22 protein-coding genes are annotated in these 26054 nt (G+C 45.9%); 5 read left to right on the top strand and 17 right to left on the bottom strand.

The window, feature by feature from the left end:
* Positions 1-185 precede the first annotated feature (185 nt).
* From LAJ61_RS06015 to LAJ61_RS05965, 11 genes are all read right to left on the bottom strand, one after another.
* Positions 186-923, bottom strand: coding sequence for a sulfite exporter TauE/SafE family protein (locus LAJ61_RS06015; RefSeq protein WP_224053190.1), 738 nt, complete (start codon positions 921-923; stop codon positions 186-188).
* A gap of 24 nt (positions 924-947) precedes the next feature.
* Entirely contained in the window at positions 948-1439 is a 492-nt protein-coding gene (locus tag LAJ61_RS06010; RefSeq protein WP_224053189.1) for a molybdenum cofactor biosynthesis protein MoaE, read from the bottom strand.
* A 37-nt stretch (positions 1440-1476) separates the two neighbouring features.
* The gene (gene moaD / locus LAJ61_RS06005) at positions 1477-1740 is read right to left on the bottom strand and encodes a molybdopterin converting factor subunit 1 (protein WP_224053188.1); all 264 of its coding nucleotides are present in this window, start codon (positions 1738-1740) and stop codon (positions 1477-1479) included.
* Entirely contained in the window at positions 1727-2224 is a 498-nt protein-coding gene (moaC, locus tag LAJ61_RS06000) for a cyclic pyranopterin monophosphate synthase MoaC (RefSeq protein ID WP_224053187.1), read from the bottom strand. Before moaC ends, moaD begins: the two co-directional genes overlap by 14 nt.
* 128 nt (positions 2225-2352) lie before the next feature.
* The gene (moaA, locus tag LAJ61_RS05995) at positions 2353-3357 is read right to left on the bottom strand and encodes a GTP 3',8-cyclase MoaA (RefSeq protein ID WP_224053186.1); all 1005 of its coding nucleotides are present in this window, start codon (positions 3355-3357) and stop codon (positions 2353-2355) included.
* Between the two features lie 2 nt (positions 3358-3359).
* The gene (locus LAJ61_RS05990) at positions 3360-4646 is read right to left on the bottom strand and encodes a molybdopterin molybdotransferase MoeA (protein ID WP_224054818.1); all 1287 of its coding nucleotides are present in this window, start codon (positions 4644-4646) and stop codon (positions 3360-3362) included.
* 7 nt (positions 4647-4653) lie between these two features.
* The gene (locus LAJ61_RS05985; RefSeq protein WP_224053185.1) at positions 4654-5343 is read right to left on the bottom strand and encodes a nucleotidyltransferase family protein; all 690 of its coding nucleotides are present in this window, start codon (positions 5341-5343) and stop codon (positions 4654-4656) included.
* Positions 5327-6421 carry an XdhC family protein gene (locus LAJ61_RS05980; protein ID WP_224053184.1) on the bottom strand — a complete coding sequence of 365 codons (1095 nt, stop codon included), beginning with the start codon at positions 6419-6421 and terminating at the stop codon, positions 5327-5329. The genes LAJ61_RS05985 and LAJ61_RS05980 overlap by 17 nt, the downstream gene beginning before the upstream one ends.
* Positions 6422-6442: 21 nt before the next feature.
* Positions 6443-8866 (bottom strand): xanthine dehydrogenase family protein molybdopterin-binding subunit, encoded by a 2424-nt coding sequence (locus tag LAJ61_RS05975; protein ID WP_224053183.1) that lies wholly within the window; start codon positions 8864-8866, stop codon positions 6443-6445.
* Positions 8863-9906, bottom strand: coding sequence for an FAD binding domain-containing protein (locus LAJ61_RS05970; RefSeq protein ID WP_224053182.1), 1044 nt, complete (start codon positions 9904-9906; stop codon positions 8863-8865). The genes LAJ61_RS05975 and LAJ61_RS05970 overlap by 4 nt, the downstream gene beginning before the upstream one ends.
* A complete protein-coding gene (locus LAJ61_RS05965) occupies positions 9903-10508 on the bottom strand; it encodes a 2Fe-2S iron-sulfur cluster-binding protein (RefSeq protein WP_224053181.1) in 606 nt (201 codons plus the stop codon). The genes LAJ61_RS05970 and LAJ61_RS05965 overlap by 4 nt, the downstream gene beginning before the upstream one ends.
* Before the next feature lie 835 nt (positions 10509-11343).
* On the opposite strand from LAJ61_RS05965, the gene LAJ61_RS05960 reads away from it, so the two are divergent.
* The 3 genes from LAJ61_RS05960 (at position 11344) to LAJ61_RS05950 (ending at position 15008) form a co-directional block, all read left to right on the top strand.
* Positions 11344-12723 carry a diaminobutyrate--2-oxoglutarate transaminase gene (locus tag LAJ61_RS05960; protein ID WP_224053180.1) on the top strand — a complete coding sequence of 460 codons (1380 nt, stop codon included), beginning with the start codon at positions 11344-11346 and terminating at the stop codon, positions 12721-12723.
* 78 nt (positions 12724-12801) lie between these two features.
* On the top strand, positions 12802-13371 hold the full coding sequence (locus LAJ61_RS05955) for a nucleotidyltransferase family protein (RefSeq protein WP_224053179.1): 570 nt from the start codon (positions 12802-12804) through the stop codon (positions 13369-13371).
* A 77-nt stretch (positions 13372-13448) separates the two neighbouring features.
* Positions 13449-15008: a pyridoxal phosphate-dependent decarboxylase family protein gene (locus tag LAJ61_RS05950; protein ID WP_224053178.1), complete on the top strand. Its 1560-nt coding sequence runs from the start codon at positions 13449-13451 to the stop codon at positions 15006-15008.
* 50 nt (positions 15009-15058) lie between these two features.
* Here LAJ61_RS05950 and LAJ61_RS05945 read toward each other — a convergent pair whose 3' ends face one another.
* The 5 genes from LAJ61_RS05945 to LAJ61_RS05925 form a co-directional block, all read right to left on the bottom strand.
* Entirely contained in the window at positions 15059-16504 is a 1446-nt protein-coding gene (locus LAJ61_RS05945; RefSeq protein ID WP_224053177.1) for an L-serine ammonia-lyase, read from the bottom strand.
* Positions 16505-16709: 205 nt separating this feature from the next.
* On the bottom strand, positions 16710-17897 hold the full coding sequence (locus tag LAJ61_RS05940; protein ID WP_224053176.1) for an ABC transporter permease: 1188 nt from the start codon (positions 17895-17897) through the stop codon (positions 16710-16712).
* On the bottom strand, positions 17897-19333 hold the full coding sequence (locus tag LAJ61_RS05935; protein WP_224053175.1) for an ABC transporter permease: 1437 nt from the start codon (positions 19331-19333) through the stop codon (positions 17897-17899). The genes LAJ61_RS05940 and LAJ61_RS05935 overlap by 1 nt, the downstream gene beginning before the upstream one ends.
* 8 nt (positions 19334-19341) lie before the next feature.
* On the bottom strand, positions 19342-20538 hold the full coding sequence (locus LAJ61_RS05930; protein ID WP_224053174.1) for an HlyD family secretion protein: 1197 nt from the start codon (positions 20536-20538) through the stop codon (positions 19342-19344).
* 46 nt (positions 20539-20584) lie between these two features.
* Positions 20585-22567 carry a TolC family protein gene (locus tag LAJ61_RS05925; RefSeq protein WP_224053173.1) on the bottom strand — a complete coding sequence of 661 codons (1983 nt, stop codon included), beginning with the start codon at positions 22565-22567 and terminating at the stop codon, positions 20585-20587.
* Positions 22568-23208: 641 nt separating this feature from the next.
* On the opposite strand from LAJ61_RS05925, the gene LAJ61_RS05920 reads away from it, so the two are divergent.
* Positions 23209-23748: a hypothetical protein gene (locus LAJ61_RS05920; protein WP_224053172.1), complete on the top strand. Its 540-nt coding sequence runs from the start codon at positions 23209-23211 to the stop codon at positions 23746-23748.
* A 3-nt stretch (positions 23749-23751) separates the two neighbouring features.
* Entirely contained in the window at positions 23752-25035 is a 1284-nt protein-coding gene (locus LAJ61_RS05915; protein WP_224053171.1) for a replication-associated recombination protein A, read from the top strand.
* Here the strand turns inward: LAJ61_RS05915 and LAJ61_RS05910 are convergent.
* A complete protein-coding gene (locus tag LAJ61_RS05910; protein WP_224053170.1) occupies positions 25018-25671 on the bottom strand; it encodes a BLUF domain-containing protein in 654 nt (217 codons plus the stop codon). The two genes, LAJ61_RS05915 and LAJ61_RS05910, sit on opposite strands and share 18 nt — an antisense overlap.
* Between the last annotated feature and the right edge of the window lie 383 nt (positions 25672-26054).

Here is a 26054-nt window from a genome sequence, read left to right as displayed (position 1 = left end):
TTGAACAATAAATACCGTTTAGATAAGGTTGGCTGAGAATTGACGTGAATTTGCATGATTTCAACTAATATAGTAGGCTAAAAAAAGCGTTTAAGTGTCGGGGCTTGGTTCAAATTAACTGAGCCCCATCTCGCATTTTTTAGGTTGGTACTAACTAGAGTCAGCCGTTGGGGTCTACCTAAGCGTTAAAAATTTGCCAGCATTTTCAGCCCTGCAATGACTAATACAAGAGATAATAATTTATTAAGCATGGGGTCAGCAAGGCGTTTGCTACCATAAGTTGCGCCAATAAAACCCCCTACACACACCGCCACAAGCCAAATTGGTAGTTGATTTGGCAATTTTGCCCCTGTCGATAACACGCCAAACAAGCCTGAAATTGAATTCACCAAAATAAACCCGGACGCTACGCCCGCGACAACTTTAGGGCTTGCCCAACGGTTAAATAATAAAATTGGACTTAAAAAAACACCACCGCCCACCCCAGTCAATCCCGACAGCAACCCCAAAACCGCCCCCACGATTGCCAAAAGCCATTTTGACACCTGTTTTAATGGTTGCTCGCTGGTGAGTTTTTTGGCAAAGATAAATGAATAAATAGCCGAAAAAATCAGTACCATCCCAACAATCGGCTTATATAAATGACTGGGTAAATGGGTCATTCCCCCGATAAACGCCATTGGTATCGCAGTTATAGCAAGAGGAATAAAAATTTGCCAAGAAAAGTTTTTTGCAGAATAAAATCGCCAAAATGCAATGATGGACACCAAAATATTGAGACATAGTGCGGTGGGTTTCATCATACTTGGCGCAACGCCGACTAACCCCATCATCGCAAGATAACCCGATGCGCCCCCATGCCCGACTGATGAATAGAGCAAGGCAGAAATAAAAAACAGCACGCTTAATACGGTAGTTGTCATTGCTTGTTAACCATTACTAGAGTATTAACCATTATTAGAAAGCCAAAGACTCTCAGTACTGTCGGCATAAAATTCTTGTTTCCACACAGGAATATCCGCTTTAATCGCATCCAGTAGCCAACGACACGCATCAAATGCAGGATAACGGTGGGCAGCCACCACCCCAATCCACACTGCCATCTCACCAATCGCAAGGTCGCCAATACGATGTATGGCAATGGCGTTTTCGATATCAAACTGGGCTTTGGCTTGTTCAATCAGTTTTTTGCCTTGATTGAGTGCCAGTTGCTCGTAGCCATAGTAAGTGAGTTTGCTAACAGGGCGAGCGTTATTGTGATTACGTACCCAGCCTTCAAATGTCGCTAACGCCCCACAAGTATCGCTCATTAAGGCGTGTTTAAGCCGTCTATCGTCAATGGCTCGGTCAGTCAATGCAAAGCCGCTGGTAATCACGGTTTGGTAGGCTTGGTCTTCACTGATGCTAATGGTGGATGAGCCTTTATGCAATGCATTCATGGTTTTCTCTATATTTTTTAAAGGGCGTATGCGATATTTAACCGCCCGCCACAGGCGGAATAAAGGCGACGATATCGCCATCTTGGAGCGGCGTTTGCCAGTTGGCAATATGGTGATTGATTGCCACGGCAAGTTTGGTTTGGGCGAGCTTAAAACCGTAGTGTGCACTTAACGTTTGATAAAGCTCGGACAAGTTATCACCGTCAAAGCGGATTGTTTCTTCGTCTTTCCCTGCTTGTTCAGCAAGGCTTGCAAAGTATAAGATGGCTAAATTTTTCTCAGACGCGCTAGGTGTTGGCATAGTCGGATTTGCCCCCTGTTTTGGTGAGTAGCTTGATATCGCTGATGGTGATGTCGTGAGATAATGCTTTAGTCATGTCGTAAATCGTTAGGCAAGCCACCGACACAGCGGTTAAGGCTTCCATTTCCACGCCTGTTTTGTGGGTGACTTTGACGGTGGCAGTGACGTGGATTGAGCAATTGTTATCATCATACTCAAAGCCGATTTTCACCCCATCGAGTGGCAGCTGGTGGCAAAGCGGAATCAGCTCGTGGGTGCGTTTGCTTGCCATGACCCCTGCGATATGCGCGGTCTGGGTGATTGAGCCTTTTTTGGTGATGCCGTCGGCGGATTTTATTATTTGGTAACTGTCGCTAGGGAAAATAACTTGCCCCACGGCGGTGGCGGTGCGTTGGGTTATCGCTTTGCCCGACACATCGACCATGGCGATATCGCCGTGTGCGTCTAAATGTGTCAGGTCTAAGGGAGTTAATTGTGTTGTCATGTTTTGGATTTTCACCCCTCAAATTTGGCACAAAATTACATAAACTTATACGCTTATTAAGCTGCGTTTGAATGAGTAAATTTTTCTTAAATTTGCCTATTTTATATTTTAAAAAAACCTGCCATCGATTAACCGCCAATCATCGACAAATTCGCCATGATACCACTGTCGTTTTGCTTGAGTAAATGATGCTCGGGCTTAATCGGCATTAAGCTCTGCAAGGCATGAACCAATCCATCGACATCGCCATTTGCCAAAAACGCTCGCACATCATAACTGCCATTATCAAACAAACACAAATGTACTTTGCCTTGGCTACTCACTCGTAGGCGATTGCAACTGTCGCAGAACTGCGGGGCATAAGGTTCAATCAGCCCAATGCCACCGACATAATCGGCATGGCGATATTCAATCGCAGGGCCTGCATCGCTTGCTCGACGTTGGGATTGCCAACCATTTTCTAACAAAAAATCTTTGATACGCTGACCACTGCTATGTTGGGCAAAAAACAAAGCTTTATTATCCGAGGTTTGCATAAACTCAATAAAACGGTAAGTGACAGGGCGATTTTTGACAAAATTTAACACGGATTGCAAGTTATCAAAGGCGGTGTCTGCCATCAAAATACCGTTGAGTTTTAGCTTAATATCGGTGGTTGCTAGCAATGTATCCATGTCATTTAACAGCGTTGGCAATATATCAAAGCCGGTGATTTGTTTAAAAATGATGGGGTCAAAGCTGTCGATACTGATGTTAAGCTGATTTAGCCCTGCCGTTTGCCAGTCGGATAAATGCTTGGCAAGCCGATAGCCATTGGAGCTAACCGCCACTGTTTGGATGCCTTGGGTCTGTTTGGCAAGTTCGATGATGCGCGGTAAATCTTGTCGAATCGATGGCTCACCCCCCGTCAGCCGCACTTTGGTGGTACCTAGTTTGGCAAAGGCTTGTATTAAAACATCGATTTCGGATACAGAAAGCTCGTTGTCAGGGCGTTTACCCGCGTTGGCAGTATAGCCATTGGGCAGACAGTAATGACAGCGAAAGTTACAAAAATCGGTAATCGACAGGCGTAAATAGCTTAACTTGCGATGAAAATTGTCCACCAAATTTAATGAAGAATGTTGCGGAGTCATCGTTAGCTAAAATTCCAACTAAACGGTTGCACTGTCACTATTTCGCCTGCTTTTACCCCTGCATTATCTTTGGGCAATACAAGCAAGCAATTGGCGTGGCTAAGCTGTTTGACACGGTGGGAGTCTTGGGCAGATAAAGGGGTGACGCTAAAACTGCCGTCTTCATTTTGGCAAAAAATCGCTCGCTGATAATCTTGGCGTCCTGCTCGCTTGTTGATGTCGTGGGTGGTTTTGGCAAACAGTTGCAGCGGTTTTGGGATATCTGATGGTTTCACGCCCGATAGTTGCCACAGCGCAGGTTTAACAAAATTAAGGCAGCACACCACGGTAGATAGCGGATTGCCGGGTAACCCAAAATACATGACCGTTTTTTTATCTTGCTCAAATTCGCCAAATATAAAAGGTTTACCTGGTTTCATCGCCACTTTGTAATGATGAATTTTGCCGAGCGCCTGAATGACTTGGGTTAAAAAATCATAATCGCCCACCGATACACCCGCCGTAGAAATAATCACATCACATTCGGCTATCGCTTGCTGAACAGTGCGGCGAGTGGTCTCAAGGTTGTCAGGGACAATGCCATAGTCTTGAATGGCAATTGGCAACTGCTTTAATAACGCTTTTAGCGTGGGCGTGTTGGAATTATAAATTTGGGCAAGCGTTGCCAGCGGCTGCCCCACCTCAACCAGCTCATCACCGGTGGCAATAATGCCAACCGTGAGTGGCTGAAATACCTGCACGCTATCCACGCCCAAATTGGCAAGTAAGCTGATATCGGTGGGGTTTAGGCGTTTTCCAATCGTTAAAACAGTTTCGCCTGCTTGCACTTCCTCGCCTTGGCGGCGAATATTTGCGCCCACTTTAGCGGTTTGGGTCAAGCGAATGTGATAGGCTTGGCTGTTATCCAAACTGGGCTGAATGTCGCTAAGGTTGGTGTCTTCCTGCATCACCACCGTGTCACAGTCATTTGGCACCACCGCGCCGGTAAAAATTCGCACGCCTTGATTGGGTTTTAAACGACCGCTAAAAGGCTTGCCTGCCCCCGATTCACCGATGATTTCAAGTTGGCTATCGTGGTCAAGATGGCTACCCGTAGCTATCGCAAAACCGTCCATGGATGATAGATTTTGGCGGGGAATATCAAAGGATGCGGCAATATCTTGGGCTAAAATGTGGTTTTGCGCCTCCAACAAACCCATTGTTATTGTCTTTACTTCGCCCAGACGCGACGTTAAATAGTTCTCTAGGCGCTCATTAATCGCTTGTTTTAGTTCATTGACAGAAATCATCATTATCTCAATTAAAATGTTGTGTCGGCGGCAAAAGATGATAGGCTGTTTTTAGCTGCTCAAATTGTTCTAAGGTATCAATATCTTGGCTTAAATGCGACAGCGGTATCGGATAAAGCTGATAAACCATGCCGTCGGTGGGCGAAACGATAGCGGTTTGATGTTGCCATAACGCCCGAAAACCTTTATCGCCTTGCAACTGATGACCAAATGCTTGCAAAAAACCCCAAGGTAAATTGACGGGAATCCCCCAAATTGGTTGATTCTTATCACCATACTCACTCGCAATCAGCTGATGGTCTTCAACATTTTGGCTTAATAGCCTCAAATCATCGAGGGTTATCGCCACCTGGTCAACAGTCAAAAACAAAATCCGCATCGCAGCACTGACTGACTGTTGTTGTAATGTTGTCATTGCATACTGAATCGAATGCGCCATCCCTGTTTGTGGGGTTGGATTATCGACGACTGTGACGGCAAATGGTTCAACTTCATTGTATAACGCTTTAGATATTGGGTTATCAAGTTTTGGCAATACCACCAACACTTGGTGAGGCTGCAATTGGCGTGCCAGTTGAATTTTTTCAGCCAGCAAGGTTTGATGATTTTTTACAATCAGCTGCTTGGCAAAACCAAGACGCTGGCTCAATCCTGCCGCCAAAATCACCACGGTTAAATTGCTAGGAGTGACGCTCATGATATACCTGTTGAATTTGGGCAGTAATAGATAAAGCCACTGCTTCGGGCGTATCGCCACCGAGCGCCAAACCCACAGGATAGAATAAATTAGCAGATTTCCCTAGTTGATAACCATCATCAATCTCACCAAGCAACTGCTCAGTGCGATATTTCGGCCCTAATTGTCCAATAAAAAAAGGCGAATTTTGGGCTTTAAAGGCTTGGCTGAGCCATACTCTATCTTGACTCAGACTATGGGTCATTATTACCACAGCGGTCGGCTGCGGTGACTCAAAAAAAGTCTGCACAGACTCGGCTTTTTCAAGCGCAATCTGCACAAAATTGGCATGAGCCTGCCCGCGACAACGGGCAATCACATCCAAACGACTATCAATCACCGTCACCTGCCAGCCTTGCAAATTTGCCATGGTCATCAAGGGTAAACAATCTTGCCCCGCCCCAAAAATTAATAATTGTAGCGGCGGTTGTAGCGTTTCTACAAAGACGCTCAGTTGTTGCGCTTGTTTTTGATAAACATGCAGCATAAAGCGACTTTTACGGCTGGCAGCGACTTGATTAACTAATTGCCAATCTTGCTGACCCAATTGCGACAACTGCGTCAAGCTCAGATGCTGTCCAACTACAAACTCATCTGAGTTTGAGGTGATAACTGTAGCCAGTGTTTGTGGTTGTTTTGTCTGTTTTAATTGCTGAAAACAGGCGAATAATGCAGATTGCTCATTTAAAACCAGACGTTCAAATAATACTTGAATGACGCCTTGACAGCCAAGCCCAAAGCCTTCTTGCTCATCATTGTCATCGGCTACCTCATCTTGTGATAACTGGCTATCGGTTGCGGTATGATAGGTTTTGAGCGTTGCCCCCTGTCGGGTGAGCCAAAAGGCTCGCTGTACCAAGTGCTTTTCAAGACAACCGCCACTCACCATGCCTATGGATTGACCATCGGCTAAAATCAACATTCTAGCGCCAGGTTGCCGATAGGCTGACCCTTCGACACTCACCACTGTGGCCAACACGGCTTCACTGTTGGGCGGCAACTGCTCAAGGGTAGCAAAGATATCAAACAAGTGGTTCATAGCAAATGACAGTGTACCCAATTACAGTAATGGCAACTGGTACAGCAGTTTATCCAAGGTAATAGGATAGTCTCGTACTCTAACACCTGTGGCATTAAAAATCGCATTGGCAATGGCTGCCCCTGCCCCTGATAATGCCAATTCGCCTATGCCTTTGCTGTGGAGCGGATTGGCATAGGGGTCAGTTTCGGGTAACATTATTACCTCTAAGTCAGGCACATCGGCATTCACACACACTTGATATTCGGCTAAATCGTGATTACATAGACGACCATCACGTTTGTCATGATGAATTTGCTCCATCAAGGCAGCCCCTATACCAAACACCATACCACCAAAGCACTGCGAGCGTGCTGTTTTTTCGTTTAAGATACGCCCTGCGGCAAATGTGCCTTGCATACGGCGAACCCGAATTTCACCGGTTACCCGGTGTACCGCGACTTCAGCGAACTGTGCGCCATAGCCTGCATGACGGTATTCTTTTTTGGTTTTACCAGGTTCGATTTCACCATTAGCTACCAAGCCATGAGGGGCATATTGCTGCAAAAAACTGCTCAGCGGTAACTGGGTATCGACTTGTTCCCAATCGAGTACATTATCATGATTGTCTACAGAGACCTCAGAATTAAGCCCTGTTTTTTCTGCTAGTTTATCCAACGTATCGGTTAACGTATGGTTAATTTTTTCGCCAATTTTTTCAGCTAGGCTAGGGTCATGTTCAAATTGTCTATATAGATTGCCTTGTTTAAAGCCAATGCTATCGACATGCAGCCCCACACTCTGGGCAATCTTTTCTCGTAGCGCTTCACACGCCAGATAAATAGAACTACCAGCGCTTGATGCTCCCCAGCTACCGCCTGACCCTGCAGCCGGCGGCAAATCGGTATCGCCAAGTTTGACCTCGACATGGTCAATCGGTAAGCCCAGCATATCGGCAACCACTTGCGCAAAAATAGTATAGCTACCTGTACCGATATCAGTCATGTCAGTTTCGATACGAGCCATGACCCCAAGCGGTTTGTCAGAGGGCAACAGGCTCACACGAGCTTGCGAGGGTTTTAATTCGTTGCTACGCGCGGCGCACGCCATCCCATAGCCAATTAACCAATCGCCATCGAGGCGACTCGCGGGCGTTTGTGGGCGTTCATCCCATCCAAAGGCTTTTGCCCCTTGCTCCATACACGCCAGCAATTTTCGGCTGCTGTAGGGAATTTTTTTGCTTGGGTCTTCGCTAGGTTCATTGCGTTTTCGCAGTTCGATTGGGCACAGCTTTAATGCATGCGCCAGTTCGTCCATGGCACATTCGAGTGCCAACTGACCCACCGCTTCGCCAGGGGCACGCATAGAACCTGTTAAGGTAAAATTCATGCGCGCCATTTCGTATTTGATTTGGCGATTGTCACCGCCATACAAAAAGTGGGTAGAAACCGCCACTGGCTCAAAAAACGTTTCTGAAGGTAAATTGGTGACAATGCTATTATGAATAATGGTATGGATTTTACCATCTTTATCCGCCCCCAATGCCACCCGTTGTTCGGTGTTGGTGCGTCTCACGGTAGTTTCCATGACTTGCGGTCGGGTCATGTTCACCAGTACCGGGCGTTTTAAGTCTTTAGCTGCAATGGCTGCCATCACCGACTCTGGCGAAATACCCAGTTTTGAGCCAAACCCGCCACCAACATATGGCGATAGCAAACGGACATCGTCTTCCGGTATATCTAAGGCTTTGGCAAGTTGTACTTTGGAAGAGGCTAGCATTTGGTTAGAGGTATGAAGGGTTAGCTTACCCTCAAACCAACGCGCCAACGAACTGTGCGGTTCCATTGGCATGTTACTTTGGCTAGGTGTGGTATAAATCACATCGACTTTGACTTCTGCTTGCTTAAGCGTTTTTTCAGGTTTGCCAATATCGTCACTTTTATCGGTTACCCAATCAATAAATTGGGTATGCTTTTTTTGCTTGTTAAAGTCAAAATGCCCGTGTTTTTCATCATTTTCATAGTCAATTTTTAACGCCTTCGCGCCTTCTTGAGCCGCCTCTAGGGTTTCTGCTACCACCAAAGCAATCGGCTGTCCATGATAAAAAACCTCGCTTGCCCCTTGTACAGGCGCCATTTTGACACCCCCTTGTTGCGGGTTGCGTAAAAACAAAGGGTCATGAAACACCCCAATCACACCTGCAACTTGTAAGGCGGTATCTTCATGTACTTTCTTTACCTTGCCTTTACCGATGGTTGCACCGACCATGACACCGTGACACAAGTCGTCAAATTGGTGCTCAGCAGTATACGTGGCTTTGCCTGCGACTTTTAGGTGTCCTTCGATACGGCTCAGTGGTTTGCCAACGAGTTTGCTATCGGTCGTATCTAGCCGTGACTCGACAGGCTTGTCCATGGTCAGTTTTTTTTCAAGGGGCGATTCGCCAAAAATTTGTGTTAGGCTCATGCACTCACTCCACTACTTAAAGGACTTGATTGATTGGGTTGTTGTAACGCCCGCTGCACAACATGGTGTAAAAGACGCTGTACTAGCACGGTCTTGTATTCGGTTTGTTCATCGGTTTTTGCGTCTTTAAATAGGGTCGCCACCGCAAGCTCAATACTCACGGCATCGCCCGTGCTACCGATAAGTATTTTTTCAATGTCGGTAGTTCGCCACGGCTGACTGCCAATACCGCCAAAAGCAAGTCGTACATTGGTGAGTGTGTCATTATCATGCTCAATCACGGCAGCGACGGACACTAAAGCAAAGGCATATGAGGCACGGTCACGCACTTTGTCATAGCTATGCACGCCTTTTAAGGGTGGCGGTAGAATGATATGGGTAATCAAATCGCCTAGATTTAAGCAAGTTTCAATATGCGGGGTTTGCTCAGGTAAGCGATAAAATTCAGCGATAGGCACTTGGCGGGTTTGCCCGTCGGCTTGCTGGATAACAATGACAGCATCGAGTAATCGCATTGCCACCGCCATATCCGATGGATGGGTGGCAATACACTGCTCGCTCGTGCCTAAAATTGCTAAGTTCTGATGAAGACCTGCTTTTGCCCCGCAGCCAGAATTGGGCTCACGCTTATTACACGGACTATCAGGCTGATAAAAATAATAACAACGGGTGCGCTGTAGTAGATTGCCACCGGTACTGGCTTTGTTACGCAGTTGCGGCGATGCACCCGACAACAAGGCACGGGCAAGCACCGCATAATCTTGACGAATCACAGGGTGCGCCGCTAATTCACTATTACTGACCATAGCGCCGATTTTTAACCCACCTTCTGGCGTGGCTTCAATTGTATTAAGCGGCAGACGTGAAATATCAATCAGCTGTGTTGGCTGTTCGATTTCGAGTTTCATCAAGTCAAGTAAATTGGTGCCCCCAGCGATAAAAAACGGACGCTGCTTGTCAGCTAAATGCCCCTCAGCTAAAGTGGCTATTTTGATGGCGTCATCCACTGAGTTGGCGCGCTGATAATCAAATGTTTTCATAGCGACACTCCTGTAGCCTGAGCAGCTGCTGTCTGAGTGGCTACGTTATCTGTTTCTGCCGAAAAACCGGTTTCTTGTAATACTTGTTTGATAGCTCGCACGATGTTGGGATATGCCGAGCAGCGACAAATATTGCCACTCATACGCTCAGAGATTTCCTTATCTAATTGTTGCTTAAATTGTGCTGTATCGTTTGATAAAGGCTGCATCAAATCAGCCGACACATGACTTGCCCAGTTTTGGCGTAGCTCTTCAATCATCGCTTTAGTCGAGCAAATTTGCCCAGGGGTACAATAACCACATTGAAAGGCGTCATGTTCCAAAAACGCTTGTTGAATCGGGTCAAGCGCTTCAGGTGAGCCAATGCCTTCAATAGTTTCGATGCTATCGCCTTCGTGCATGACCGCTAGGGTCAGACAGCTGTTGACCCGCTGACCGTTAATCAGCATGGTACATGCGCCACACTGACCGTGGTCACAGCCTTTTTTGCTGCCTGTCAAGCCAAGATGGTTGCGACAGACATCCAGCACCGTGGTGCGTACATCTAGATTCGTCAACGTGTGTTGTTGCTGATTGATAGTGAGTGTTAGAGCTTGTGGCATAAAGTTGCTTCTCGTCTAGTTGTTATAGGTTTATTGGTAAGTGTGTTATCTAGAATTAACGCCTGTTATTAAACTTATTTCTAGAAATTCGCTACGCCTTGCCTACGCAAGGATGGTGCTAACATTAGAAGGGTTTGTTATTTTTGCGTATGTAGCCATCCCGATTTTTTGGCAATTTTTTTTGGCAGTTTCTTTTGCTAATTTTTTTGCTAGTTTATTTTGCTAGGTAATTGATTTTTTATTATATTTTTTTAATCAGCTTTTGTATGTTTATTCGTGTAAAGCTCTCAATCAGCAGTATTTAACTTTTATAAAATTTTGATGGTGTAAGCTTAGATGTTGTTAGCCTTGTAGCCACTTGGCTATTTTGTACCAAATAATTCATTAATATGGTATTAACTAGGTAATTTTTTTATCATTATCGTGACTGAAATTGTGACTACAGAGTTTTATATACCGCATAGACTATCAACGATTGTCAAACTTTCCACGCTTACTTGTGGTGTTGTGCCGCTCATTACTCACCTTTCTCACCGCTTACCGTGATTTTTTGCCTTTGCCATCGCAAAATACAGCCTGTGTTATCAATTTGAAAGATTGACCCGATTTTTTGCAAAAAAGACTGTATTTTTCACAAAAAAAGGGTATTATGCCCCCATAAATTTTGAACGTTATATTGTTAGGTCTTGGGTGCAGTGTCATGGCATTTTGGGGTTTTGCGGTATAACGTTTTTGTTTTGGTGTCAGTCATCCCGACTGATATGTTATTCACAAATACGAGAAAGATAGCCAAAAAACTAACCTTTTCGCCCGTTATCTGAGATGGTAATCCGATATGAGCCAAGCGCATTTATACGTAGCAATCCCTGTACACCCTATTTCTCATGCCACTAACGAATATTACTTAACTCGTCAAAGCACGATGGAATCTAATGTTCGTAGTTATCCCCGCAAACTACCGCTAGCTATTGCTAAAGCCCAAGGTATTTGGGTCACCGATGTTGAAGGCAATGATTACCTTGATTGCCTAGCCGGTGCTGGTACATTAGCCTTGGGTCACAACCACCCAGCCGTCAAACAAGCCTTATATGATGTGTTAGAAAGTGGTCTGCCACTGCACACCCTAGATATCACCACCCCTGTCAAAGATGCATTTACCGAATCCTTGCTGTCTTTTTTTCCAAAAGATTTTGTATTGCAATTTTGCGGTCCGACCGGTGCTGACGGTACAGAAGCGGCGATTAAATTAGCAAAAACTTATACAGGGCGTGACAACGTTATCGCATTTAGCGGTGGTTATCACGGTATGACCCATGGCGCGCTTGCCATGACCGGCAATTTGTCTGCTAAAGAGAAAGTGGGCAATTTGATGCCAGGGGTACAGTTTATGCCCTATCCGCATGAATACCGCTGCCCACTTGGGCTTGGTGGTGAAGCGGGTGTTGATGCGCTGACTTACTACTTTGAAAACTTTATTGAGGATGTGGAAAGCGGTGTGGTCAAACCTGCTGCGGTCATCCTAGAAGCGATTCAAGGTGAAGGCGGCGTGGTACCTGCGCCCAAAAAATGGCTACAAAAAATCCGTGAAGTGACCGCTAAGCATGATATCGTATTGATTTTGGATGAAGTGCAAGCTGGTTTTGCGCGCTCAGGCAAAATGTTTGCCTTCGAACATGCCGATATCGTGCCTGACGTGGTGGTGATGAGTAAAGCGGTTGGGGGTGGTTTGCCACTATGCGTACTTGCCATCAACAAAAAATTCGACGCATGGGCGCCAGCCGGTCACACCGGTACTTTCCGTGGCAATCAGCTAGCGATGGCAGCCTCAATTCAAGTATTGGATGAGATCCGCAGCAAAAACTTGGCAGAAAATGCGCGTATCCGTGGTGAATTCTTGCGCGATGAACTCAAAAAAATCGCCAAAGAATTCCCTTGTATCGGTAACGTGCGCGGCCGCGGCTTGATGACCGGTATTGAGATTGTCGATGAGCGTAAACCTGCTGACCGTATCAGCTCGTATCCTGCTGATATTGACATGGCGAATGCGATTCAAAGAGCGTGTTTTGACAACAAGTTATTGTTGGAAAAAGGCGGTCGTGGCGGTACAGTGATTCGCTTGCTTTGCCCGATTAACATCACGCAAGAAGAATGTGATGCGGTGCTTGAACGCTTTAAAAAGGCAGTGGCTGAAGCGGTGCAAAAAGTACGTGGATAATTGATTATTGCCTATCAAGACGGTAAAGTTACTGACGTGGCTTTGCCGTTTTTATTATCTGTTTATTTTGAGTAAAATATGGAAACCAATATCGCCAAGACCGAACGCCTGATTCGAGAAATCAATCGGATTCATGGTGAGTATTCGCAAGATTATTTTGACACAGGCAAGGTACAAAAAATCAATCTATCACATACGCTCAAAACCGTCCCTATTGAGCCTATCTTGTCATATCGGCTTAATTTGCATGAAGCGATTAATGATTATTTGGCATTTGCCGATACCCAAAATATCGATTTTTTTTACCGTGTTAAAACGACTGAAAGTATCTATGACAAAGTCAATCGCTATTTGGCACGACAAAACCAGTACCCAGTCAATAATATTTTAAATGATATTTTTGGTGCTCGGATAATTTTGCCATCGGCTGATGTGACAAACATTATGGAAAAACTGGATGATTGGAAAACAGATTACAGTCTAAAAAATTGGTATTTACGTGATATCGACGGGTACATCGGTGTGCATGTGTATTTTAAAAATGCGAGCAATTTTTATTATCCGTGGGAACTGCAAATTTGGGATAAAAACGATGCCAAAGCCAATATTGTAAATCATCAGCTGTATAAGCGTAATTTTGTAAAATAAATTAACCATTTGCTCATATCACTCTGTTTAATGACAATTTATAGTTAACTCACTCTTAAAGAATGCAAGGACTTACCATGTCAAACTTATCACAGCATCGCCAAGCGTTATTTTGTAATGACAGCCAATCCATTGCTGATTACCAAAAAAACATGAATACCGCCGTGCAAGCCGTCACCGACTGGCTCAAAAACGACAAAATGTACACCGGCGGTAGTATCAAGCAGCTGCGCGCTGAGATTGCCTTTCAGCCATCAAAAGAAGGCTTAGGCTTGGAAGATGCGTTAAAACGCTCAGTCGAATTATTCCTTAATAAAAGCTTAAAGGTGCATCACCCCCATTCGCTCGCTCACTTGCATTGCCCAACGATGGTGACCAGTCAAATCGCCGAAGTGCTAATTAATGCCACCAACCAGTCGATGGACTCTTGGGATCAAAGCCCAGCAGGGTCGCTGATGGAAGTGCAACTGATTGATTGGCTACGTCAAAAAGTCGGTTTTGGTAGCGGACAAGCGGGCGTATTTACCTCAGGTGGTACCCAATCCAACTTGATGGGCGTGTTACTCGCCCGTGATTGGTGTATTGCCAACAACTATAAAAATGACGATGGGTCTGAATGGTCAGTACAACGTGACGGTATCCCAGCCGATGCTATACAAAAAGTGAAAGTCATTTGCTCAGAAAACGCGCATTTTAGCGTGCAAAAAAACATGGCAATGATGGGCATGGGTTTTCAATCGGTGGTCACTGTGCCAGTCAATGACCAAGCGCAGATGGATGTTGCCGCACTTGAACAAACCATGGCGCAATTGCAAGCCGAAGGCAAAATCATCGCCTGTGTGGTCGCTACCGCAGGCACTACCGACGCGGGCGCGATTGACCCAATCCCTGCGATTCGTAAGCTTACCCATGAGTACGGTGCATGGCTTCATATTGATGCCGCTTGGGGCGGTGCGCTGATTTTATCGAATAACTACCGCGATAAACTTGCAGGCATTGAGCAAGCCGACTCTATCACCCTCGACTTCCACAAACACTACTTCCAAAGCATCTCTTGCGGGGCATTTTTGCTCAAAGATGAAGTTAACTATCGCTTCATGCATTATGAAGCTGAGTATTTAAACTCTGCATATGACGAAGAACATGGCGTACCTAACCTAGTCTCTAAGTCACTACAAACCACACGCCGTTTTGATGCGTTAAAATTATGGCTCACGGTGGAAGCCTTGGGCGAAGAATTATACGGCTCGATGATTGACCATGGCGTTGATTTGACCCGCGAAGTCGCTGACTATATCAAAGCGACTGATGGACTTGAATTGTTGGTAGAGCCACAGTTTGCCTCCGTGCTATTTCGCGTGGTACCCAAAGACTACCCGGTTGAGTTAATTGATAGCTTAAACCAAAATGTCGCCGATGAGCTATTTGCCAAAGGTGAAGCCAATATCGGCGTGACGCGCGTCAGTTACCAAAAGCAAGGGGATGCTCACCAAGATGTGCAATCGCTTAAAATGACTACGTTAAGCCCCATCGCCACGCTTGACAATGTCAAAGCATTATTGGCGCAAGTGTTGGCACAAGCCGATGACATCAAAGACCGTATTATCACAGGGGATTATCAGCCTGCGATTGATTGATAAGCACAAAAAAACCGATTCCTTGGCGAATCGGTTTTTTTATTGTAGCACTAACACTGACTGTAATTGACCGTCACATCCAGCGTCGGAATCAGATTTGACTGGGCGGCAAAATCCTCGTCTAGGACATTGATAGCAAGCCCGCCCATTGCGGTTTCTTTATATTTTGACATCATATCTCTACCTGTCTCTTTCATGGTCTTGATGGCTTTATCAAGCGATACCACATGCTGCCCATTGCCTTTAAGCGCAAGCCTTGAGGCATTAATCGCTTTTACTGCCGCCATGGCATTGCGTTCAATACAAGGTACTTGCACCAACCCTGCAATCGGGTCACACGTCATGCCAAGGTGATGTTCGATGCCAATTTCGGCAGCATTGGCACATTGCGCAGGACTACCACCAAGCACATAGGTTAACCCTGCCGCCGCCATCGCACACGCCGACCCGACTTCCCCTTGACAGCCCACTTCTGCGCCTGAGATACTGGCGTTTTCTTTGATAATGATGCCAATCGCCGCGGCGGTTAGCAGAAAATCATGCAAACCTTGCAGCGTATAACTTGGACAAAAATCTCGATAATAATGCATGACCGCAGGTATCACGCCTGCCGCACCATTGGTGGGTGCAGTCACCACACGTCCGCCACTGGCGTTTTCTTCATTAACTGCCAAGGCATACAGATTCACCCAATCCATCACGGCAAGGGCGTCATTAAACGCTTTTCGGCTATCGGCAGCGGATAACTGCTGATAAATCGCCTTGGCGCGGCGCTGTACTTGTAAGCCGCCTGGCAAAATACCATCGTGGCGACAACCATCATTGACACAGTCTTGCATGACTTGCCAAATGTCATTAATTCCACCCAGCAGCTCATCTTCACCCAAGTTAGCCAGTTCATTGGCTCGAACGACTTGGGCGATTGACAGTTGATGGTGTTGGCAAATTTGTAATAATTCTTTGGCATTGTTAAACGGATAAGGTACCGGTTTTTTGACGCTTTCAATCACCGGTTCTTTTGCTTGGGCTTCTTGCTCGGTCTGCACAAACCCGCCGCCGATTGAATAATAAGTATTTTGGTAAACAATTTCATTGCCTGTAAAAGCAGTGATAGTCAGGGCATTGGGATGATGGGGCAGCGATACCCTACCATTTAGGATTAAATCCTTGTCAGCAACAAAGTTAATCTCATGCTGCTGATTTAGACATAGCGTGTTTTGCGCTTGGATATCGGCAATTTTTTGTGAAATAGCGGTGACATCCGTCGTCTGTGGTTGCTCCCCCATCAAACCTAGCATCACCGCTATATCACTACCGTGCCCTTTACCGGTCGCACCGAGCGAACCAAACAGCTCGACTTGCACCCTGTCCACCTGCGTCAGTAGCTGCTGCTGTGATAATGCGCTAACGAACAGATTCGCCGCTTTCATCGGTCCGACGGTATGCGAACTTGAAGGTCCAATCCCAATCTTAAATAAATCAAAAATACTGATCACTGATAAATCCTATATGCCAATCAGTTGAAAAATTCAATTATGTTATATTCATTGTGCTAGATAACCACGGATTTCCCATCTGTGTCAATGTGCTATCGAAAAGTTTATCAAATGATGGATGATAGATGCTTGCTACACGCATCGCAAATTTGGCAACTAACCACCTGTGTAACCGCATGAGAAAGAAAATAACCGTTGGCAAGACTCAATCTGCTAACGATTCACTTTCTTTACTGGCTAATAAAAGTAGCAGCAATAAACAAACCAAGAAAATCATTATGAGCGCCAGAAGATACTCGTTGACATACGCCAGTGGCACGCCCATTTGGTTCAGCATCACAGAGGCATTCATTCCCGAGGTGCTAGGCAACACCCAGCGCAAATACTGCAGTGGCTCAGGCAGCATTTGATACGGCCATGAAATCCCTGAGACAAACAGCATCGGCATTGAACTTGCGACCAAGATTTGCATCGCCCGTTCTCGCGCCCCAAACCACACCCCAAGCAGACAGCCCAGCGCCGTTACCGCGGGGAAAAACAGGGCAAGCAGTACCAGTGAACCCGTCAGATTTTGGTTACGGATATAATCATTGTTGGAAAATACCCAACCATAATAAAAACAACCGAGCACAAAACCAAAACACGCTAAGCCCAATATTCGCGCAAGCCACGTTTTCATCGAAGCGCGGTGCATGTCTTGCTCTGCCCAAGTACCCACTAGCATTGCCGTGCCCATCAAAAACATCTGCTGCAGAATCAATATCGCAACCGCAGGGACAATGTAGCTGCCATAGCCTTCGGTACGGTTGTATAAGGGATTAATCGTCAGCGCAACCGGGGAAATATTGTTTTTGGCAACCGTGATATCTTGCCCGATGGCGACATTTTTTTGTACTTTCGCCCCTGCGGACACGGTGCCAATGACTTCTAAAAACCCCGTTTGTACTTGTTTATTGAGCAAAAAATAGTTACCGTTGGCAAGGATACTCACCTTGGCAGGTTGTCCTGTGGTCACTTTTTGATACAGTCCCGAGGGTATCACCATGTAGCCTGCAATTTTGCCTTGCCACATCAGCTGCTTGGCACTGTTTTCATCGTTTACAATGGTGCTTTGGATGCGCGGATTGGCTTGGGCGTAGCTGATAATGGTCTGCGATAGACTTGAATGGTCATAATCCACCACTGCCACAGGGACATGACGCACCACCTCTTTTGAATACGGCCACGGGTAAAAAAAGCCATAAATAATCGGGGCAATCAGTAGCATACTGAGCACCCCTTTGTCTTGAAACACGCTGCGCCATACATGCAACACTTGCAGCAAAAAACCGCGCTCCCAAATGTTTGGGGCTTTGCTTACGTCGACTTTGCCGGGCGTTGTCTGGGTGGGCATCAGCGTTGCCCCCATTTTTCAGGCTTCAGCAATGCCTTTTTGGTCAACAACGCGGCTAACAGCAAGGTAATCATAACGGCAATAAAAAATCCGATAAAGCTGCTATAGGCAAACGATGGCGGTGCGCCCATTTGTAATTGGGTGGTTTGCAAGTTGAGATAATGGGTTAATGGCAGGGCATTTGCCCAACGCTGCGCGGCAGGACTCATCGCCAAAAATGGAAACGTCACCCCTGAAAAAGCAAACGATGGCGCTGAGATAAATCCGGTAAATGACAAGCCTTGACGATACGAAAACGTGCCGACCGTGACAATCACCCCAAGCCAAAACGACACCATCATAAACATTAAAAATATCAGATAAGTAATCGCCACGGATGCCAAACGAATGGGGAAAATTTGCATCACCAAGGTCAATGCCACCGCTGCCCAAAGCGTATAGGCAAACATCGCCCAAATTAGTTTGCCATTGAGCCCTGCGATAATCAGCGATAGTTTGGGTTTTTCGTGCCCCAGTGTCACAGGATGGCTGGGGTTAGAGAGGCGGTTAAAGGCGTGGCTACTGGCATGGTTACTGGCAAATTTGGGAGACGTTAGCGACTGATACCACTCACCTAGCGTCTTGTCGACCAGCTCTCGCCCGACAGTTGACGCCCCAATCACCATCGACAAAATATGTAATAAGGCTGGTACCACAGTGACTGCCAGAAATTGCTGATAATTATTGGCAGTATTAAACAGTGCCACACTTTGCGATTGTATCGGTGCATAACTGGTTTTGGTCAGGGTGACATCTTCGCCAATGGCAACTCGCCGCTGCATCTCTGCCCCTGCCGAAAAGGTACTAACTGCTGTCTGTACCGCTTTTTGTATCATGCCTGAATGCGTGCCATACTGGGCATTGACATTGAGCAGCAAGCGCGAGGTTTTGCCTGCCAGTAGATTGGTTGAAAAATTCTCTGGGATTTCAACCACCGCCATGACATCGGTAGTCTCGATGGCTTGCTGGGCGGCAGCGGCACTATGAAGACTTTTGACCACCGCCACTTCAGGCGTCGCATCAATATAACGGATAATCGTCGCAGATTGCGCGGAGTGGTCATTGTCTACGACTGCAATCGGAATCCCGACTGCCATGCCTTTGCTAAAAATCCACCAGACCAAAAATATCAGTACAATGGGCATCCAAAACATCAAGGAAAAATCCCAGCGATTTTGCACCAAAAAATCCCATTCACGGCGCGCACTGTACCAAAACGCTGCAAAGAATTGCACAAAGCCTGAGCGGGTATCAAACTGCGCATACGCATGAGGCTCATGGTCATTGTCACTAGCCCTAACACTGTCACTGTCACTGGTATTTGGCACAGCGGACGATGTAGGTGACGCTTTAGAGCGCTTGTTTGATGTCAGTTTTGATGTCAGTTTTGATATCATGGTTGACTTCATTGTGTTTGGCTTGGCTGCTGGCTGGCCGGTATATCAACCAATACGGTCATGCCCTGTCTTAGGCGTGTATCTGACTGGCTCGGGCGCGCGCGAATCTCAAAGGTGCGCATATCAAAGCCGTCTTTGCTGTTGGTGGGGCGCCACGTGGCAAAATCTGATAGTACGGAACTCGCGTACACTTTAAACACTTGGCGGTAAGGCTGATTGTTGACCGATAACGCAGGAACCGTACCGCTAAATTCACTACCGACTGCAAAATGATTTAGGTTATTTTCGGTGACGTTAAGCACGACCCATTGGTCTTTGGGGTCGACAATGGTCATCAGTGGTACGCCCTGTCCAACCACTTGACCTGGTTTGACAATCACGTTGTCCACGATACCCGCAATCGGGCTTTTAAGATTGGCTTCTTCTTTGGCAACCATTGCTTCTTTAAGCTTGCCTTCTACTTGGCTGACTTGCGCTTGGGCGGCAGTTTTATCTTCACTGCGCGCGCCCGTTTTGGCTAACTCATATTGGGCTTTGGCGATTTTGGCTTTATCGACACTGGCGACATAGTTGGTATAGGCTTCGTCACGTTTTTGGCGCGACATCAAGCCTTCCGCCGCGAGGCGGTTGATACGCTCGTAGGTGACTTTGGCAAGGTCAGCCGCGGATTGGGCAGCATCGTACTGGTATTTTGCCATTTCAATCTCTTGCGGTCTTGCGCCATTGTTGGCTTTGTCCAGTTGGCTTTGGGCTAATTCTCTGCCTGCTTGTGCTTCTTCGACCTTGGCATTGATTTCCGGGCTATCCATATCAATCAGGCGTGTGCCGACGCTAATTTCATCGCCTTCTTTGACATAAATATTGGCAATACGACCGGCAACTTTGGCAGCGACAGGCGTTTGCTCTATTTCCATATGCCCTTGAATGGTCACAGGCTCGCTGCGCGTTTCCCGCTTGTCTTTGATTAGCCCCCATGCGACCAGTCCAATCAGCCCAAGGATAATCAAAGCAATAATGATGGTGCGAATTTTACTGGGTTTTTTGGTAGGCGGCACGTAGTGGTTATCCGTCGCAGCGGCTGACAGGCTGTCCTCTGCGTGCGGCTCATCGGCAGCTTGGGCGTTCGCTGCATTAGCATTATCCGCAGCGCTGTCCAAAGTGTTGTCTTTAGCGTTGTCTGGTGTTGGGTTTTGTGGATCAGCCATACGGTAAGCCTACTGGTGAAATAAAGACACGGGTTAAAATAATTGATTAATTCTTACGATGTTCAAAATAAATCGCGGGTAGCTTGACGTCCGCTGCCTGCATATAACGGTTAAACTCTAGCGGCGTACCGCAGCTTTGCATCAAATCTGCCATTGCCTGCACATAATCATTTGCCGCTTTGGCTTGCTCAGTTTTGGCTTTTTCCAAATTGGCTTCGGCTTGCATCACTTCTACGGCCGTGTTGACGCCTTCCTTAAAACCAAGCTGACGAAAGCGCAGCATCTCACTGGCGAGTTCAATATTGGTATTTAAGGCAATAAAATTATCGCGTGCATTGTTGACTGTTTGCCAATTTTTTTCTACCAATAACATAATATTATCATTGACATCCACTTGGCTAAATTCGGCTTGGTGCAGCTTGGCAAGGCTCGATTGGGTGCTAGTGCGGCGATCTACCCCACCCCACAATTTCCAGTTAGCAGACACCCCAGCAATCCAATTTGGGTTAGCGTCGATTTCAGAGCGACCAAAGACGGTGACATTGGGCTTGTAGGCGGATTCACTAAATTCATGCAGCGCTTTGGCTTGGTTGTACTTGGCTGCGACCTTATCAAACCCTGGGTGATGCATTTTAGCCTGCTGCTGAAAATAACTCAGTGGCGGCAACGGCTTGGTGGATACAAATAAAGGCGATGTCGGTTTGATAAAATACGGCGTCCGCAGTAACCGCTGTAACGCGGTCATGGCAAGCTCAGCATCGTTTAGTGCTTTGCTATTTTCGTATTCGGCATCGGCTAAGGCTTTTTTGGCTTCCAAACGCTCGACTTTTGAAATCAGCCCCACATCCAGTGCGCGCTGTGCGGCATGGTCAGTGGCACGAATCGCATTGAGCGCATCGGCGCGTAGATAAGCTGCCATGATGGCAAGCTGGGTTTGAAAATAGCGTTTGGTAAGCGTGGTGTATTGTTCATCCAGTGACAAATCAGCATCGGCACGGCTTTCATCAGTCATACCATTGAGCAAACTGGTCACTGCTTCGGTTTTATGTCCGTTATAGGCAGACCATAGCACGGTGACATTTGCGCCTGTTCTATTTTTATCGACATTGACAGGGATGCTATTGGGAATCGGGTCGGTGATTAAGCCACCGATATCTACTGGCGTGGCAGGCAGTGGCAAGGTGATGGGCAAATTGCCAATATTGTTATTGACTGCGTTGTCAATGGCATTGGCTAGGTTGTTTTTAATGCCCGTGGTATCTATATTGTCATCCACATGTACATGCGTGGCACTGGCACCCAGATACACAATTGGTTTGTTTAAACCTTTGGTTGACTCGGCTCGCAGCTCATTGCTCACGATTGCCGCATTGTCTGCCGCGACTTTGGGTGATACTTTAACTAGGTACTGCTGCGCTTGTGCCAGTGTCAAATTACTGGGCACATCTAGGCCATAACTTGGCGGATAAGGCACCCCATTATTGATAGTAGGATCGTAGCTGAGCCCAGATGCTTTGCCACCTTTGACTTCATTGGAGCGGGTCGCGGTTTTTTTCGATGGCGTGTCTGCTGATGGCGCATCCCTGACAGGGCTAGCATTGAGCACAGGCTCAGGGTTGGGCGGGGTATTGATTACCGGCGTAAACTCTGCGGTATCGCCACTGGTACTGGGCTGCAATCTACTAGTGGGCTTTATGGTTGGCACTGCTGGTGTGGTTTTAACCGATGTTTTAACAGAATTTTTAGCCGGTGTTTTAGCTGATGTTTTAACAGGCGGCTTGTTAGCATTTTTAGTGGGGGTACTGGTAGTTTTTGTCGTGGTTGTGGTTTTTGTTGTAGTTTTTGTCGGGGTCGTTTTGGTAGTGCTGGGTTTGGTGACTGTGGTCGCAGCAGTCGCAGCCAAAGATAAGGACAAATTCAACGAAACCATTGCCACCGTAAACGCAGATAGGGTAAGCACGCGTGATAGAGGCTGCAGAGGATGGCTTACTGGGTAAGTCGATGGTTTGATGGATTGATGTAATTTCATACGACTCGCTAATAACTTGCCTATGGCTTTGCCGCAACATAACAACCCCGCAAGCCGTCAATTACCCTAGTAATTGATGCGGTCGCCGTTATGATGCCCGTATTACCAAAAAACTGTCTTATAAAAAACTGTCTTGTTAAATAATGTCTTATTAAATAATGCTTAATTAAATAATAATGAAATACCAAAGTGAGCACTAACTGTCAGTTTGAATATTAACTAAAGTATGAGATTGTAAAAAGAAAAAAATGACCCGTCAATCTACACTTGTCATATTAACAATATTGTAGTTTTTTTAAAAATATGGCTCATTAAGCCTCACATCATTACTGTTTATTTTTATTTAACAAAGTAAAAATATTTCTCAATTCAAGTATTCACACAAATCAAACAAGTTAGCTTACCGCTGTCATTTAAGGATGCTAAAATGCCTAAAAAAAATCCCAGTCTGTACAAGGGATTTTGAACTTTGCCAAACCATACCTAACAACCGCGTTGCGTTTTAACAAAAAAAACACAACATCACTCCTTAACTCATTTAGCCGCCCACGTCCTTGTTTGCTACACTAGAATACTAGGCGTTATTTAAAAAACTTGATTTAACAAACTTGGTGTCATGCTAGATAATAAGGAAAGAAACGATGCTAAAAGAAGCGGTGCTAAAAGCAACAATGCTAAAATTTAGTCATTTATTGAGGCATTTATTGATGGTTGCCATGTTCGCCGTTACTTTATTAGCATGTTCAGTGCCTTCTATGCAGCAAAATTCAAATCCAGCCACAACATCTGAGTCAAAGACTGCTGTTCCAACTCATACTACTACAAGCGATATTTTAGCCGAGCCTTTACCGAATAAAAAATTACGCATCTCGATTACGGCCAAAGAGAAAAGCTTGCGCATTAACAACTGTAATGAGTCTATTACGGTCGCTTTGTTTGAAAAAGATAAAAAAGATGTCGTTTGGGGTGGCGTGTCAGATGCTTGTCGTTCACTTGATATGATTATTCCACAGGGTGCAACGCTAAGTTTCATCACCAAAATTGACGATTCATCGAAACCTTTGGATTTTAATAAAAATTATCAAGCCCAAATTTTTGGTTTAACCTATGATCCAAATATAACCACCAACCCTATAACATCTGCTGAAAACCTTAGCAACGAATTTAAGCTGATTCCTTAACCAATGAGCCAAACTAACCAAATCCCCCTTGCCCAACGTGTCCGCCCAAAATCACTTGACGAGGTAATCGGACAAACCCATTTGCTCGGTGCCAATGCGCCGATTCGCCGTATTGTTGAGCAAGGTTACTTGCCATCGATTATTTTGCATGGGGAAGCAGGCATTGGCAAAACCACCCTAGCCATGCTATTAGCCGATGCGGTGGGTCGTCCTTTTCGCCCGCTCTCGGCTATCAATGCAGGGGTCAAAGAGCTGCGTGAAGTACTGGCAAAAGATGACGGCTTGTTTGGCGAGCCGCCGGTAGTATTTGTCGATGAGATTCATCGGTTTAACAAAGCCCAGCAAGACGCACTCCTCGGCGCGGTTGAGTCAGGGGACATTACTTTAATCGGTGCGACCACCGAAAACCCCTCGTTTAGTGTCAACAATGCGCTATTGTCCCGTTGCCAAGTATATCGGCTCAATCCCTTGAGCGAAGATGAAATCAGCCAAGTACTACAACGTGCCATTGACGATGATGCAGTTTTTAAACAATTTAAGATTGAAATACAATCAAGCCAAGCGATTTTTGCGCTATCGCAAGGCGATGCCCGTAAGGCATTGAATTTACTTGAACTCGCCATTCAATCAAGCCCCAATTTTAAGCAAGGCAGCCAGTCACCGATTGTGGTGACTGATGACAATGTCATCGCGGTGGCAGGTGCAAGCTTGGTACGCTACGACAAATCAGGTGATGGCCATTATGACCTAGTGTCAGCGATGATTAAGTCAGTCCGCGGCAGTGACCCTGATGCGGCACTGTATTGGATGGCGCGGATGCTGACAGCGGGCGAAGACCCTGCCTTTATTGCGCGGCGGTTGGTGATTTTGGCAAGTGAAGATATCGGACTTGCCAATCCCAATGCGTTACTACTTGCCGATACCGCCCTGCGAAGCGTGCAGAGCATCGGTATGCCTGAAGCGCGAATTATTTTGGGGCAAGTGGTGGTGTATTTGGCGACATCGCCGAAGTCCAATTCTAGTTACCAGGCGATCAATAAAGCAATGCGACTGGCTGAAAATGACCAATCGCCTGTACCGCTACATTTGCGTAATGGCGTCACCAAGCTGATGCGCGCCGAAGGTTATGGCGCCAATTATGTCTATCCGCACGACTACCCCAACCATTACCACCCACAGCAGTATCTGCCTGATAATTTGCTGGGCACACGGTTGTTTGACTTTGCTGATAATGCCAAAGAACAGCAAACCTATGCCTTTATACAGTGGTTAAAGGGCAGTGGCTAAAAAACTTGTCAAAGCAGACAATGGATGATTTAGCGCAGCCCAATGAACCCTATTCTGTAATACCCAGTATATCACCAGCAATAAGAACACCAATAAAAACCCAAGCTGAATCCACAAAAAATAGCGATGCTTAAAGCCCAATCGGCGCAGCGTGGCATGGCTATAACTGCCCTTATCAAAGTTGGTATGTTGATGCCTTTGCCATTTGCCCGAGCGATAATAATTTTCTACATCCGCAAGCAACCTTGGTACACTGGCGCTATCAAATTGCGCAGTTTCAAAATAGTCTAGCAGGGGGCTGATATCATCGACATCATCCATATCATTGACGCTATCTAAATTGATGCAGTGCATTTTCCAGTGCCCAAACAGCGCATTGGGCGCCTGACCCTGCTCAATGACGTGAATATTTTTGTGTCTTTTATCGGCTTTGATTTTGTTAAATAGTTGGGTGATAGTGCACTCACTACCTTCCATATATTGTAGAAAGTTGCCTTGCTTGAGAAATAGTACGCTATTGACATTTGCCTGGGTGTTGCGCGCGACTGACTGACGATAGATATCAGGCAACGTCATCGTATGCAAACTTGCTTGTAAGTTAATTTTGCTCGTGTAGATAAGATAAAAGACTGACATCACAGGATCCTTAGATAAATAAATCGGTTAGACGTCTATGACTTTTTAATAGCGTTTTCTTCAAACGTATTAAGAATGTAATTTTTATTAATCATTCAGTAATAATATACCAGTTTTTTTAATTTTTGCTCAAAAATTATACAAAATCCGCTCTTTTTGTTAATTTTTTCAACTAATCTACCCTAACCTTATGTCTGCGTACGCTACCAGCGCGTATGGCTATTAATATTTCGCTGCTTAGACTCACTGAGTTGATGCTATAATAGCGCGCAAATAAGAAATGGGCGCGCATACTAGCTTCACCCAGTTTGATGAGGTGATTGTTAAGGTTAATTTGGACAATATTTTGAACAAACCTAGCTGATAGCGCTTATTTTCTGTCC

This window comes from Faucicola osloensis, from assembly GCF_020041925.1.
Lineage (GTDB): Bacteria > Pseudomonadota > Gammaproteobacteria > Pseudomonadales > Moraxellaceae > Faucicola > Faucicola osloensis_D.
Note: the sequence above shows the minus strand (reverse complement) of the source record. Positions and strands in the feature narration are given on the sequence as shown.

Excerpts from the sequence above, each read along its gene's own strand:
- LAJ61_RS06015 (WP_224053190.1), bottom strand. The coding sequence starts at position 923 with ATGACAACTACCGTATTAAGCGTGCTGTTTTTTATTTCTGCCTTGCTC.
- LAJ61_RS06010 (WP_224053189.1), bottom strand. The coding sequence starts at position 1,439 with ATGAATGCATTGCATAAAGGCTCATCCACCATTAGCATCAGTGAAGAC.
- moaD (WP_224053188.1), bottom strand. The coding sequence starts at position 1,740 with ATGCCAACACCTAGCGCGTCTGAGAAAAATTTAGCCATCTTATACTTT.
- moaC (WP_224053187.1), bottom strand. The coding sequence starts at position 2,224 with ATGACAACACAATTAACTCCCTTAGACCTGACACATTTAGACGCACAC.
- moaA (WP_224053186.1), bottom strand. The coding sequence starts at position 3,357 with ATGACTCCGCAACATTCTTCATTAAATTTGGTGGACAATTTTCATCGC.
- LAJ61_RS05990 (WP_224054818.1), bottom strand. The coding sequence starts at position 4,646 with ATGATTTCTGTCAATGAACTAAAACAAGCGATTAATGAGCGCCTAGAG.
- LAJ61_RS05985 (WP_224053185.1), bottom strand. The coding sequence starts at position 5,343 with ATGAGCGTCACTCCTAGCAATTTAACCGTGGTGATTTTGGCGGCAGGA.
- LAJ61_RS05980 (WP_224053184.1), bottom strand. The coding sequence starts at position 6,421 with ATGAACCACTTGTTTGATATCTTTGCTACCCTTGAGCAGTTGCCGCCC.
- LAJ61_RS05975 (WP_224053183.1), bottom strand. The coding sequence starts at position 8,866 with ATGAGCCTAACACAAATTTTTGGCGAATCGCCCCTTGAAAAAAAACTG.
- LAJ61_RS05970 (WP_224053182.1), bottom strand. The coding sequence starts at position 9,906 with ATGAAAACATTTGATTATCAGCGCGCCAACTCAGTGGATGACGCCATC.
- LAJ61_RS05965 (WP_224053181.1), bottom strand. The coding sequence starts at position 10,508 with ATGCCACAAGCTCTAACACTCACTATCAATCAGCAACAACACACGTTG.
- LAJ61_RS05960 (WP_224053180.1), top strand. The coding sequence starts at position 11,344 with ATGAGCCAAGCGCATTTATACGTAGCAATCCCTGTACACCCTATTTCT.
- LAJ61_RS05955 (WP_224053179.1), top strand. The coding sequence starts at position 12,802 with ATGGAAACCAATATCGCCAAGACCGAACGCCTGATTCGAGAAATCAAT.
- LAJ61_RS05950 (WP_224053178.1), top strand. The coding sequence starts at position 13,449 with ATGTCAAACTTATCACAGCATCGCCAAGCGTTATTTTGTAATGACAGC.
- LAJ61_RS05940 (WP_224053176.1), bottom strand. The coding sequence starts at position 17,897 with ATGCCCACCCAGACAACGCCCGGCAAAGTCGACGTAAGCAAAGCCCCA.
- LAJ61_RS05935 (WP_224053175.1), bottom strand. The coding sequence starts at position 19,333 with ATGATATCAAAACTGACATCAAAACTGACATCAAACAAGCGCTCTAAA.
- LAJ61_RS05930 (WP_224053174.1), bottom strand. The coding sequence starts at position 20,538 with ATGGCTGATCCACAAAACCCAACACCAGACAACGCTAAAGACAACACT.
- LAJ61_RS05925 (WP_224053173.1), bottom strand. The coding sequence starts at position 22,567 with ATGAAATTACATCAATCCATCAAACCATCGACTTACCCAGTAAGCCAT.
- LAJ61_RS05920 (WP_224053172.1), top strand. The coding sequence starts at position 23,209 with ATGCTAAAAGAAGCGGTGCTAAAAGCAACAATGCTAAAATTTAGTCAT.
- LAJ61_RS05915 (WP_224053171.1), top strand. The coding sequence starts at position 23,752 with ATGAGCCAAACTAACCAAATCCCCCTTGCCCAACGTGTCCGCCCAAAA.
- LAJ61_RS05910 (WP_224053170.1), bottom strand. The coding sequence starts at position 25,671 with ATGTCAGTCTTTTATCTTATCTACACGAGCAAAATTAACTTACAAGCA.